The 11,555-nt window shown below is 42.7% G+C and carries 12 protein-coding genes and 1 tRNA gene; 5 read left to right on the top strand and 8 right to left on the bottom strand.

Annotated features, from left to right (window positions below; all coding sequences use genetic code 11):
- Nucleotides 1-24: 24 nt before the first annotated feature.
- The 3 genes from G457_RS0118715 to G457_RS0118725 form a co-directional block, all read right to left on the bottom strand.
- On the bottom strand, nucleotides 25-1,254 hold the full coding sequence (locus G457_RS0118715; RefSeq protein ID WP_026947821.1) for a class I SAM-dependent methyltransferase: 1,230 nt from the start codon (nucleotides 1,252-1,254) through the stop codon (nucleotides 25-27).
- Nucleotides 1,254-2,243: an aspartate-semialdehyde dehydrogenase gene (locus G457_RS0118720; RefSeq protein ID WP_026947822.1), complete on the bottom strand. Its 990-nt coding sequence runs from the start codon at nucleotides 2,241-2,243 to the stop codon at nucleotides 1,254-1,256. Before G457_RS0118720 ends, G457_RS0118715 begins: the two co-directional genes overlap by 1 nt.
- A 263-nt stretch (nucleotides 2,244-2,506) precedes the next feature.
- The gene (locus G457_RS0118725; protein WP_026947823.1) at nucleotides 2,507-2,758 is read right to left on the bottom strand and encodes a hypothetical protein; all 252 of its coding nucleotides are present in this window, start codon (nucleotides 2,756-2,758) and stop codon (nucleotides 2,507-2,509) included.
- Between the two features lie 174 nt (nucleotides 2,759-2,932).
- Between G457_RS0118725 and G457_RS0118730 the strand changes: the two genes are divergently transcribed.
- Nucleotides 2,933-5,440 (top strand): lamin tail domain-containing protein, encoded by a 2,508-nt coding sequence (locus G457_RS0118730; protein WP_026947824.1) that lies wholly within the window; start codon nucleotides 2,933-2,935, stop codon nucleotides 5,438-5,440.
- 69 nt (nucleotides 5,441-5,509) lie between these two features.
- Nucleotides 5,510-5,680: a hypothetical protein gene (locus G457_RS22865; protein WP_155847198.1), complete on the top strand. Its 171-nt coding sequence runs from the start codon at nucleotides 5,510-5,512 to the stop codon at nucleotides 5,678-5,680.
- A gap of 71 nt (nucleotides 5,681-5,751) precedes the next feature.
- Here G457_RS22865 and G457_RS0118740 read toward each other — a convergent pair whose 3' ends face one another.
- Entirely contained in the window at nucleotides 5,752-6,819 is a 1,068-nt protein-coding gene (locus tag G457_RS0118740) for an isoaspartyl peptidase/L-asparaginase family protein (RefSeq protein ID WP_026947825.1), read from the bottom strand.
- A gap of 177 nt (nucleotides 6,820-6,996) precedes the next feature.
- Between G457_RS0118740 and G457_RS0118745 the strand changes: the two genes are divergently transcribed.
- Both G457_RS0118745 and scpB read left to right on the top strand, forming a co-directional pair.
- Complete coding sequence (locus G457_RS0118745) at nucleotides 6,997-7,380, top strand: TraR/DksA family transcriptional regulator (RefSeq protein ID WP_026947826.1); 384 nt, start codon at nucleotides 6,997-6,999, stop codon at nucleotides 7,378-7,380.
- Nucleotides 7,381-7,382: 2 nt separating this feature from the next.
- Nucleotides 7,383-7,943 (top strand): SMC-Scp complex subunit ScpB, encoded by a 561-nt coding sequence (gene scpB, locus G457_RS0118750; RefSeq protein ID WP_026947827.1) that lies wholly within the window; start codon nucleotides 7,383-7,385, stop codon nucleotides 7,941-7,943.
- 44 nt (nucleotides 7,944-7,987) lie between these two features.
- On the opposite strand, the gene G457_RS0118755 is transcribed toward scpB, so the two are convergent.
- The 4 genes from G457_RS0118755 to era all read right to left on the bottom strand — a co-directional run bounded on the left by G457_RS0118755 (nucleotide 7,988) and on the right by era (nucleotide 11,237).
- Nucleotides 7,988-8,611 carry a SprT-like domain-containing protein gene (locus G457_RS0118755; protein WP_026947828.1) on the bottom strand — a complete coding sequence of 208 codons (624 nt, stop codon included), beginning with the start codon at nucleotides 8,609-8,611 and terminating at the stop codon, nucleotides 7,988-7,990.
- Nucleotides 8,612-8,729: 118 nt separating this feature from the next.
- Nucleotides 8,730-8,951: a hypothetical protein gene (locus tag G457_RS0118760; protein WP_024283516.1), complete on the bottom strand. Its 222-nt coding sequence runs from the start codon at nucleotides 8,949-8,951 to the stop codon at nucleotides 8,730-8,732.
- Nucleotides 8,952-9,027: 76 nt separating this feature from the next.
- The gene (der, locus tag G457_RS0118765; protein WP_026947830.1) at nucleotides 9,028-10,341 is read right to left on the bottom strand and encodes a ribosome biogenesis GTPase Der; all 1,314 of its coding nucleotides are present in this window, start codon (nucleotides 10,339-10,341) and stop codon (nucleotides 9,028-9,030) included.
- Nucleotides 10,342-10,343: 2 nt separating this feature from the next.
- On the bottom strand, nucleotides 10,344-11,237 hold the full coding sequence (gene era, locus G457_RS0118770) for a GTPase Era (protein WP_026947831.1): 894 nt from the start codon (nucleotides 11,235-11,237) through the stop codon (nucleotides 10,344-10,346).
- A 212-nt stretch (nucleotides 11,238-11,449) separates the two neighbouring features.
- Between era and G457_RS0118775 the strand changes: the two genes are divergently transcribed.
- A tRNA-Met gene (locus G457_RS0118775) sits at nucleotides 11,450-11,522 on the top strand.
- The last annotated feature ends 33 nt before the right edge of the window (nucleotides 11,523-11,555 follow it).

Consider the following 11,555-nt stretch of genomic DNA (forward strand, 5'->3'; position numbering starts at 1 on the left):
CAAGCTACCTAATGTTCTCAATCTCTAAGATATTTCTTTTGGCCTTCGACACCAAAAAACCTTATAGCCTTTCATGGTTTTTGTCGCAATTAAAAAATCATACCCTCCATCTTTAAGCCCCATTTTCTTTTTTAAGGAGTCGGCACCCAGCACATAGTTTCTGGTGATGATATTCACTTTTCCGCTAGGGAAGAGCTTTTTGATTTCCTGCTTCTTCAGATTTACTTCTTGGATCACTTCAAAGGTTCTCCCAGGAATATCTTCAGGGACTTTGTTCCCTGTATATAAATGGCTGTTTTTTTCCAGCTTTTTTAACCCGAATCGCTCTCCAAAAAGATTGAAGGCTCCTGATTTTAAGATTCCGCTAAGGGGTTCAATCAAGTACCTTTCCGGTTCTGAGTAGTTAGCATCAGCCTGTTCTTCTTCTTCTCTGTCAAAGCTAAATTGTTGGAATTCTCTGCCCAAATCCAACACTTCTATAGATTGCCGATTGGAAATCGATCCTTTTTTCCAATGGAGCAAAAGCTCTTTTACCTCGTTCTTGACAGAAATGATTGTGAGTTTTTGGATGTCCGGGAGCTCTTTCCATGCCTGAGAAATATCCAGCATGGGAGAGGCTTTGATTAGAATCTGTTCAGATTTGGAAGTTAAGAGCGACCAATTGCTTACTACATCAGGCTCGCAGTCTTGCAGTTTATAAAGCTTTTGATTACCGGAGCCTCTTCTAGCAGGGTCGGCAAAGATTAGGTCAAATTGGATAGCTGTTTTTTTTAAAAACTCTAAGCCATCGCCTTCCACAAAGTCAAACTTTCCTCCTAAATCCTTCAAGCCTCCTGAATCCTTGGATAGCTCCAATTGCTCAAGATTATACTTCGATATCCTGAAAAGTTCAGCCTGCCTTTCGCAGTAGACCCCTTTTTCAAAGCCTTGGCTTAGATAGAAAAAATCTACTCCCAAACCTCCGGTGAGGTCAATCATGGTTTTTCCTTCGAGTCCTTCTGCCTTGAACTTGGCAGTTTCTTCACTAGAGCTCTGCTCCAAAGCCAAAGAGGCAGGAAAGAGTAAACTTGGGTTGTTTGACCAGCTTGGGAGCTTTTTATAAGCCTTATGTCGGGCTGAAATCTGTTGCACAGCCATTTTCAAGTCAAAAGGAACCTTGCCCTGATACTTAAAAAGCAAAAGTGCAGGATCGACTTGGAGATGATCCTGCACAAATTTTTTGAATTCAGCGCTATTTGCTTCGCTGATATCCATTAGACCAGTTTATTTGCCAGCAAGTACTCTGCGATTTGTACAGCGTTGGTAGCTGCTCCTTTTCGTAGATTGTCTGCTACGATCCACATATTCAGCGTATTGGCTTGAGACTCATCTCTGCGAAGTCTTCCTACAAATACCTCATCCTTCTTGTGGGCATGAATTGGCATGGGATAAAGCAATTTTTCCGGATCATCCTGTACGACGACTCCCGGAGTTTTGGTAAGTAGGTTACGGACCTCAGCCAAGTCAAAATCTGTCTTAAACTCTACATTTACCGATTCAGAATGACCACCCATGGTAGGGATACGTACTGTAGTGGCTGTAACAGAAATACTATCGTCAGAGAAAATTTTCTTTGTCTCATTGATCATTTTCATCTCTTCCTTGGTGTAGCCGTTAGGCTGAAACACATCGATGTGAGGAAGGACGTTCATGTCAATTTTATAAGGATAAACCATTTCAGGCTCTTCTCCTGCTCGTTCGGCCATCATTTGATCTACGGCAGCTTTCCCAGTACCTGTGACGGATTGATAGGTCGATACTACTACACGCTTGATACCGTATCGCTGACGCAATGGCTCCAAGGCCAAGACCATCTGAATCGTGGAGCAATTGGGGTTGGCGATGATTTTATCTTCTTTGCTCAGCTCCTTGGCATTGATCTCCGGCACAACCAGTTTTTTGCTTGGATCCATACGCCAAGCGGAGGAATTGTCTACCACAGTAGTACCTGCCTCAGCGAATTTGGGAGCCCACTCTAAAGAGGTGCTTCCACCCGCAGAAAAAATGGCGATCTCAGGTTTGGCTGCTACTGCATCGGCCAAGCCAATAACTGTATGGGTTTTTCCCTTGTATTCGATTTGTTTTCCCACAGAGCGCTCAGAAGCGACTAGTAGTAATTCATCATATGGGAAATTGTGCTCGTCTAGCACTTCTAGAATTTCAGAGCCTACCAGACCGGTTGCTCCTACCACTGCTAATTTCATCTGTTATAATTTGTCTTTAAGCGGTCACATGGAATCCCTGCCTGCGAAAGGTAGGCTCGATTTCATGATGGTTTAAATAGGTTAATGTATCGGTTTGCAAAAGTAATAGCTATGTATTCATTTTCAGGTTTATCCTGAGAATTATTGACTTACTCAAATACTTTTTATCAAATTCGGATCCCTGCCGCACCGATAGTTCTCAAGTAAGGAGACTCTTAAAGCTTTCCATTGATACCTCATTCTCTTTCCTTGAAAGAGATTCACTAGTCATCAAATTCACCTTCTCTTCTCCATCCATAAGGGTTGGAATCCGCAGTGGTAATTTGGGAGTCTACCTTCCCTGTTTGAGGATCTTCCGTAAAAAACATAGCTGAAGATTCCCATCTCAGCAAGTTTACTTCGGCCTTTAGTTTTCCTTCATCGCCGTCAAAAAACCTATTTAGTAAGTCCTCTCTGCCGGCGCATTGGGCATATTTTGTCTCACCGTTTTTGTAATGTATCTGATATTCTCTCATAAGCTCTTTTCATAAAAAACTGACCCTTTCTGGTTTTGTTACGAAACAAGCTCAACCTGATCGATTAACTATTGGGGAACGAGCCTGGACCTTGGAGGATTTTTATTCGGGTGAGATTAAAATTATTCTTGTAGATTTAGTAAATTAGTTTACGGGTGCTAGTCTAATAGGTTTATGATCAGATTTTTAGGCAGACTTTTTCTTTTAATACTGTTTCTGTCTCAGATAGGTGCTCTGAAAGCAGCGAATCAAAAGGAGAATTTTGAACAGGATTTTAGAATTGTAAATGATCCCGATGAATTTATTCCAGGTTGGCGCGGCAATGAGTTGAGAGAAAACTCTTCACGAATTTTTCAATCCAATTCCTCCGGAAAGGAGGGAAGTCGGTGTTTGGCGGTTCAGCCTATTTCTACCTTCGATGGAGAATTAACTGTTCGGCTTTCTCCTGCTGATTTTGAGAATCCTGCCATACAATTCTGGGCACGATCGATCCGCAATGGAAGTGGTAGCCGACCCGCATTGGTTTTTTATGAGTTTGTGGAAAGTTTAGACTCAGGTTTTTCCGAAATGGTACAAATCGGAGACAATTCGGAATTTGCGAATGAGGATCAGATTTTTCGTCAGTTTAAAATTGAGTTACCCGACTCACTCCGCGGCTTAGAGGAAATCTTTTTTCGGGTGAAAATCGAATATGGTCCAGGGTCAGGAAGTGCGGCTCGTTGGCTTTTGGATGATTTTGAATTTGGAGATTTTGTGGAGGATTTGCAGCCCCCGACTTTGGAATCGGTAAGAGGTTTTGGGCCTAGGACAGTAGAATTAGGCTTTTCTGAAGCCTTGGATGCTATTTTCTCTCAGATCCAACTCAATTACTCGCTAGATGACAAGGAGCCAATCAATGCAAGTTTGGCTTTTGATTCCTTGGTTTATCTGGATTTTGAAGAGCCATTAATATCGGGTCAAAGCTATGTTCTCACAATTCGTCAAATTCCTGATTTGGCGGGAAATTTTTTGAGGGATACGACCCTTACTTTTCGCTTCGAAGATCCAACAGCTATCGGATTTAAGGATTTGGTAATAAATGAAATCATGCCGGCTCCTCGGGATGGAAATGACTTGCCCAATGTGGAATATGTCGAGCTTCTTTATTTGGGTGACAAGGATATCAGGCTTGGAGGAATGAGTTTTCGGAATTCCAGAAGCGAATCTATTTTAGAAGATTTTTGGATGGAATCAGGGGGTTATTTGATCTTGGCTCCTGCTAGTCAGGCTGTCTTACTGAGTGAATATGGAAATGTCCTTGCGGTTGAACCTTGGCTCACCTTACTTAATTCAGGGGATGAAATTAGTCTTCTCACTCAAAATGGAGAATTAATAGATCAAATCAGCTATTCCACGGCAACTTGGGGAGATTCAGAGCTTAGCGGTGGAGGTTACAGTTTGGAAGTTGTCAATCCTAATCTGCTTTGTGAGCAAAGCGAATTTCTCAGACCCTCTGAATCTCCAGTCCGAGGTACTCCCGGAACAGAAAACTCAGTCCTAGACCTTACTCCGGATACCTTCGCTCCTGAGTTTATAAGCTACTCCTTCACTGATTCCCTAAACTTGGTATTAGCTTTTTCAGAGCCTATCCAATCAGCTTTGACTATTGCGGACTTCCAAATTGAACCCAATTTGCCGCTCGATTCAGTAGGAGTAGCAGGAAATCAGATTCTTTTATTTTATTCAGAGGCAATACGTGACAATCAATCCTATCAATTAACATTGAAGGGCGTAGTCGATTGTAGTGGAAATCGATTGGAAGAGACTAGAGTTGAAATCATCCGACCACGAACTGCAAAAATTGGCGAAGTCTTTCTTAATGAGCTGCTTTTTGACCCGCGTAGTGGAGGCCCTAAGTTCGTGGAGCTTTATAATCCGACTGAAGACTATCTGGAAATTGGGAAATGGAAATTGGCCAACTTGGATGATTTGGGACAGGTTGACCAAGTCCGGACGCTCTCCGAAGAGAGCTTGGTGATGTCTTCGGGTTCCTTTTTGGCCATCAGTACAGATTCCGAGCGACTCAAAATGGACTATCCTAAGTCTGCAAATGGAGGTTTTTTTGAAATAAGGGCCCTTCCTTCTTATCCTATCTCTGGAGGCACGGTAGTGCTCATAGATGCTCAGGGGGATATCGCCGAAAAATTTGAGTACGATGAGGAGCTGCATCATCCTTTGCTACGAGAGACAAAGGGTGTTTCTTTGGAAAGGGTTTCGATTGGGTCACCGGCTGATTTTACAGGAAATTGGCACTCAGCTTCGGGGAATGAAGAGTATGCTACACCGGGTAGGATGAATTCTCAGCGGATACCGGGAGAATTTGAAGCTGAATTGATTCAAATTGATCCCGAGATTTTTGATCCTGAGGGGAGTCAAGGCAATACCTTCACAACGATCCGGTATCAATTGGATCAGTCTGGTTGGGTAGGAAGCTTCAGAATTTATGATCTCTCCGGAAGAGTCGTGGCCGTACTCGCACAAAATGAGATTTTGGCTACCCAAGGACTGTACACTTGGACAGGGACAGACTCTCAAGGTAGAAGATTGCCGACGGGTTATTATGTTTTGTTAGTTGAGTTATTTGATCTGCAAGGAAGACTTCGCAATGTCAAAAAAACGATCATTATTGCAGAAAATATCTAAAAATTATCAGTTTGCGAAACATGATTTGCTAAAAATCAGTATTTTAGAATAACAAATCACGCCCAAACCATGGAACCCGGAATAATCAACAAAGCTCTCAAACAACTTTGCATCGTGGAATCAAAACCGATTTCGGAGGTGGTGCAATATCTCAAGCTGCGCTACCAAATCGATGCCGACGAAATGATCCTCAAAAAGCGGCTGGAAAAAATCCTCAACAATGAGCAGGCAGTAGCTTAGATCATTTTTGACTTCAGTAAAAAGCCGCATTCTAGCAGTAGAATGCGGCTTTTTTGAATTGCTTAAGGCTACTAGTTTTGGTCCTTGTAAATAAATACCTGAGCTTCCTGATCGGCTTTGCGGTAGCCACGATACATCCCTTCAGAGTTAAAAGGCATCGCGATATTCCCCATACGATCGATGGAAATAATTCCGCCTGAACCTCCCATTTCTACCAATTGCTTCATGACTACATCATTTGCGGCATCTTTTAGACTTTTATTTCCATACCGCATTTGAGAGGCAATTTCATGGCCGACGACAGTTCGAATGAAAAACTCCCCATGTCCTGTAGCTGAAACTGCGCAGGTTGCATTATCTGCGTAGGTGCCGGCTCCTATGATTGGTACATCACCTACTCGGCCATAGCGCTTGTTTGTCATTCCACCTGTGGAAGTAGCTGCGGCGATATTGCCATTTTTATCAAGAGCTACTGCGCCTACTGTTCCAAACTTTCGGTCCTTGAAAAAGGGATCCTGAAGCTCCAACTCCAAAAGTGAGCTGTGATCCAGTTGTGTTTTTTCGGTTTCACGGATTTTCTCCAATTGCTGAAAACGGAAATCAGTAAAAAAGTAATCAGGGGAAACAAGCTCTAAATCTTGCTCAACGGCAAACTGCTCAGCACCTGCACCAGTCATAAATACGTGAGGTGAATTTTCCATTACAGCTCGTGCTGCGGTAATTGGGTTTTTGACGGTAGTCAGTCCTGCCACAGCACCTGCGTTTCGGTCTCTTCCGTCCATAATAGCCGCATCCATTTCATTTTTCCCTTCATTGGTAAAGACAGCTCCTTTTCCGGCATTGAACAAGGGGCTGTCCTCCATGACTTTCACCGCAGCAATGACAGCGTCCAGCGCTTCACCTCCGGATTCTAAGACAGTGTAACCGGCATCGAGCGCCTCTTTAAGCTTCGCACGGTATTCAGCCTCCTGTTCTTCACTCATGTTTTCCCTTTTTATGGTGCCTGCTCCTCCATGGATAGCAAGTGCAAACTCAGATTGTGTTGTGCTTTCTTCTGAAACCGACTGATTGTCAGCTGGCTGCGAGCAAGACCAAGAAATAATTAAAATTGAAAGGAATGAAAGGAAGATTTTATTCATGTCTTGATTAAGTTTTTTTAGATGTGGAATAATTTAAAAATAGGGCCATTTCTTCAATTTGGAAGGGTTTTTTACATCGAGAGTAAAATAAAATTTTTGTATTTGCGATCCCCCACGTATTTTAGGGAACTTTAAAAAGTCCAGTACGTCAAAGAATTATTACCTAATAGAATCGCCATGAGCCAGGAAGCAAAAACATCCTATTCTCAAGAAGAATTAAAGGAATTTGAAGAGATCATCTTGAAGAAATTGAGCAGTGCTAAAGAAGAGTTGGGAATGCTCAAGGAATCTCTCAGCAAAAAGAATGATAGTGGTACGGACAATACAGCGTCTACTTCGAAATTACTCGAGGATGGAGCAGATACGCTTGAGCGTGAAAGTCTGAGTCAATTGGCAGCCCGTCAACAGAAGTTTGTGATCAATCTTGAGAATGCGCTCGTGAGGATCAAGAATGGAACTTATGGCATTTGTGTGGATACGGGGAAATTGATCTCCAAGGAGCGATTGCGCGCAGTACCTCATACCATGCATTCTATAGAAGCAAAGCTGGCTAAGAAATAAAAGTGGATTTTCTTCCCCGTCATATTGAGGCCTTGATTTTCTGCAGTCCTGCGCCACTTCCGAAAGCCGAGATTCAAAAATGCCTATCGGAGATGTTTGAGTCAGAAGTGCCGGGTGAGCACATCGACGAAGCTTTGGAGCAGTTGATTAAAAAATATGAGCAGGACGAGTTTTCTTTTTCTCTCGAAAAAATCGCTGGTGGGTATCAATTTTTGACCAAACCGGCCTATCAAACGAGTATTTCGATATTACTCAAGCAGCAGAGTCAGAAGCGTCTCTCAACTGCTCAACTAGAGACACTTTCTATCATTGCCTACAAGCAACCGGTGACGAAGGGGGAAATCGAGCAGATTCGAGGTGTCAACTCCGACTATTCGGTTCAGAAACTTTTGGAAAAAGAACTGATCGAAATCAAAGGGAAGTCTGAGCAAATCGGCCGTCCGATGATCTATGGTACTTCACCGAAGTTTATGGAATATTTTGGGATAAACTCCATCCAAGATCTTCCTCAGCCCAAGGATTTTTCCCAACCTGACAATCAGATCGGCGAGGAGCGGGAGTAGGTTTTTTGTGAACTCCCTACTTTCTTCTTCCAACTTCCCACTTATTAGCTCTCCACTTCTACCTGGGCCAATTGAGAAATCAAGTAGCGTTTCCCTGAGGGAATTTCCTCGCAAAGAACCCGTGTTCTTCGGGTTTCTTTCTTTTTGAATTTTCGGCCATTGAGCTGAAAAATACTTTCCGGTTTCAAGTCGGAAAGGAAGCTTTTTTCAATTCCCGAAGTTGCTTTGTTGTATTTACTCAACTCCTTTGTCAAAAAAAGATCCCCAGCTGAAGTAGCTTTGGGATTTTGCATATGTCTGACAAGAGGAATCAAAAGATCCTGAGGAAAAACTTCTTTACGAAGCAGGGGAGACATCAGGTTCTTGAATACTCGCTTCCATTCTTGTCCATGTGGAGGGATATTCAGACCAAACCGAATAAAAGCAAATAAATGAGCCACCTCGTGGATATACGTAATTAGGAATTGATAAGGGTTCAAATTCCCGTTGATGGTGATAGTTTGCAGCGGTTGATCTCGCTTCCATCGGAAGTCCCCCAATTTGCTTTTTCGCTCGCGGGTTACGGTGAAATTAAACTTCTCTTGTTTCCAAAGATCTATGCAATACTCCAGGCTTGCTGAGGGGACTTTTGCAGATAGAATATCGCGAAGTTTTTCGGATTGATCCATGTTGGGAAATTACTGATATCTGTGGATTCTAAGGTTCAATAATTCTGACAATCTAAAAATAGAAACAAAAAAAAGAGCCCCGAATACGGAGCTCTTTAATTTTGAGAAGAATGGGTGATTAGTTGTTTTCTACCACTTCTTCAACTTGCTCAACAGCTACTTCAGCAGCATTCTCGATTGAGTCAGTTGTATCTTCGATCACTTCTTCAGTAGCTTCTACAGCTCCTTCAGTCGCTTCTTGAACAGTTTCAACTGTTTCTTCTTCTTTTACTTCTTTGTTGCCGCAAGATGCAGTGGCCATCAAACCGACGATTGCGAAAATTGCAAATACCTTGTTCATTTGTTGTGTTTTTTTAAATGCGGTGCAAAGGTATCTGAAGTTTTGTCAATTTTGCAAATTGCCGTTAAAATTATTTTTATTTGTTTTTATACAAGATTTTCACCGGTACTCCATCGAATTCGAAATTCTCACGAAGGCGATTTTCCAAATATCTTGTGTAGGGGTTTTTGATGTATTGCGGAAGGTTGCAGAAGAAAGCAAACACCGGATTTTTTGTCGGCAATTGGGTTACATATTTGATTTTTATGTACTTCCCTTTCCAAGCTGGCGGTGGATAATGCTCGATTTCAGGCAGCATCACATCATTCAATTTGGAAGTTGCTATCCGTCTATTTTTATTTTCATAAACCTTCACGGCCAATTCGATCGCCTGGAATATTCGTTGCTTTTCAACTACCGAAGTGAAAATGATCGGGATCCATTTGTGTTCTCCCAATCGCTCCATCATTTCATCCTTGATCTTGTTCATGGTCTTGTGGTCCTTTTCGATCAAATCCCACTTGTTTACCATGATCATGATTCCCTTATTGTTTTTGATGGCTAGGGAAATCAAATTGACATCCTGAGACTCCAGTCCTCTGGATGCATCTACCATGACGATGACTACATCCGAATCCTCCAAAGTCCTGAGGGAGCGCATGACAGAGTAAAACTCAATGTCTTCTTTGACTTTCGCCTTTTTGCGGATTCCTGCCGTATCGGTGATGATAAAGTCCTGACCGAAAAGCTTGTATCGGGTATGGATCGCATCCCGGGTTGTTCCGGCTTCATCAGTAACGATGGATCGTTCTTTGCCAAGAAGGGCATTTAAGAAAGAGGATTTACCGACATTAGGACGGCCGAGGATAGAAATCTTTGGAATTCCAGCATCAGGATCTTCTACTCCTTCGTCTTCAAAATGCTCCACCACACGATCCAGAAGTTCGCCTGTTCCGCTACCACTGGTAGCAGCGATGGGAAAGATTTCAAAATCGGAAATACCCAAAGCGTAAAACTCATTGGCCATAAAAGCCTTTTCTAGATTATCTGCCTTATTGGCTACGATATAGATAGGTTTTTTGCTGTCTCGAAGTTCATTAGCAAATTCCTTGTCCAAATCCGTCAAGCCATCATGGCAATCTGTGACGAATAAAATCACATCGGCTTCTTCTACGGCCAATTTGACCTGCTTGCGGATTTCAGCCTCATACACATCATCCGAGCCAGTGACATAACCACCGGTATCGATGACCGAAAAGAATTTCCCATTCCACTGGGCATGCCCATAGTGTCGGTCCCGAGTTACCCCGCTGACATTATCCTCGATGGCTTTTCTCTCTTCCACCAGTCTATTAAAGAGTGTGGATTTGCCTACATTAGGTCTTCCTACAATTGCTACGATATTTGCCATGTTTAAGAGGGGTCGTATCCGAATTTTCTAAGTTTGAGTTTGTTTTTTCGCCAGTCCGGTTCCACCTTGACGAAGGTTTCCAGATGGACTTTTTTGCCAAAGAATTCTTCCAAATCTTGCCGGGCTTCGATGCCTACTTTCTTGAGCATTTTGCCTTTTTCACCAATGAGAATTCCTTTTTGGCTATTGCGCTCCACAAAGATGGTGGCTCGCATGCGGATGATATCCGTGTCTTCTTTGAAATCCTCCATCACCACTTCGGTGCTATAGGGGATTTCTTTTTTATAGTTTTTGAATATTTTCTCCCGAATGATCTCGGAGGCAAAGAACCGCTCCGGACGGTCTGTTAGTTCCTCTTTATCATAAAAAGGCGGATGAACAGGTAGGCGGTCTAAAATTTCCTGCATAATTCGCTCGGTATTGAACTTTTCCAAAGCGGAAATAGGAATCACCGTAGCGGCCTCAATTCTTGATGTCCAATATTCGGTGACCTTATCCAATTGACCTTCTTTAGCCAAATCAATTTTATTAATAACTAGCAGAACAGGGATTCCAGATTTATTGATTCGGGTGATGATCGGTTCAATATCCGCATCAGTTTCGAAAAGATCTGTCACAAATAAAATGATATCGGCATCCTCCAATGAAAGATTGACAAAAGACATCATGCTTTTGTGGAGCTCATATTGAGGTTTGAGCATACCCGGAGTATCGGAGAATACGATCTGGTAATCATCTGTATTCGAGAGTCCAAGGATGCGGTGACGGGTGGTTTGGGATTTGGGAGAAATGATCGAAACGGGTGTACCGACCAAGATATTCATCAGGGTAGATTTGCCCACATTGGGTTTTCCGATGATATTGACAAAGCCTGCCTGATGCGTCTGTGGATTCATTTCTTAAAATATTTTTCACAAAGGTACTTGATTTTTGACAGTATGTCTTTACCTTTGTACCACAATTGGCCGGAAGGGCGAATGGAACTAAAGAAAAGACGATTAAGTTTTAACAATATATCGCGGGATGGAGCAGTTTCCCGAAATATATCGGGACAGGGTTCGCTCGTCGGGCCTCGTTTGAAAATTGAAATGATTATATAAAAATATATCGCGGGATGGAGCAGTTGGTAGCTCGTCGGGCTCATAACCCGAAGGTCACAGGTTCGAGTCCTGTTCCCGCTACTACGAAGCCGGTCAGAAATGATCGGCTTTTTT

It is taken from the genome of Algoriphagus marincola DSM 16067, assembly GCF_000429405.1.
Classification (GTDB): domain Bacteria; phylum Bacteroidota; class Bacteroidia; order Cytophagales; family Cyclobacteriaceae; genus Algoriphagus; species Algoriphagus marincola.

Excerpts from the sequence above, each read along its gene's own strand:
- G457_RS0118760 (WP_024283516.1), bottom strand. The coding sequence starts at position 8,951 with ATGAACAAGGTATTTGCAATTTTCGCAATCGTCGGTTTGATGGCCACT.
- G457_RS22865 (WP_155847198.1), top strand. The coding sequence starts at position 5,510 with ATGGAACCCGGAATAATCAACAAAGCTCTCAAACAACTTTGCATCGTG.
- G457_RS0118755 (WP_026947828.1), bottom strand. The coding sequence starts at position 8,611 with ATGGATCAATCCGAAAAACTTCGCGATATTCTATCTGCAAAAGTCCCC.
- G457_RS0118745 (WP_026947826.1), top strand. The coding sequence starts at position 6,997 with ATGAGCCAGGAAGCAAAAACATCCTATTCTCAAGAAGAATTAAAGGAA.
- G457_RS0118725 (WP_026947823.1), bottom strand. The coding sequence starts at position 2,758 with ATGAGAGAATATCAGATACATTACAAAAACGGTGAGACAAAATATGCC.
- G457_RS0118720 (WP_026947822.1), bottom strand. The coding sequence starts at position 2,243 with ATGAAATTAGCAGTGGTAGGAGCAACCGGTCTGGTAGGCTCTGAAATT.
- G457_RS0118740 (WP_026947825.1), bottom strand. The coding sequence starts at position 6,819 with ATGAATAAAATCTTCCTTTCATTCCTTTCAATTTTAATTATTTCTTGG.
- G457_RS0118730 (WP_026947824.1), top strand. The coding sequence starts at position 2,933 with ATGATCAGATTTTTAGGCAGACTTTTTCTTTTAATACTGTTTCTGTCT.
- G457_RS0118715 (WP_026947821.1), bottom strand. The coding sequence starts at position 1,254 with ATGGATATCAGCGAAGCAAATAGCGCTGAATTCAAAAAATTTGTGCAG.
- era (WP_026947831.1), bottom strand. The coding sequence starts at position 11,237 with ATGAATCCACAGACGCATCAGGCAGGCTTTGTCAATATCATCGGAAAA.
- der (WP_026947830.1), bottom strand. The coding sequence starts at position 10,341 with ATGGCAAATATCGTAGCAATTGTAGGAAGACCTAATGTAGGCAAATCC.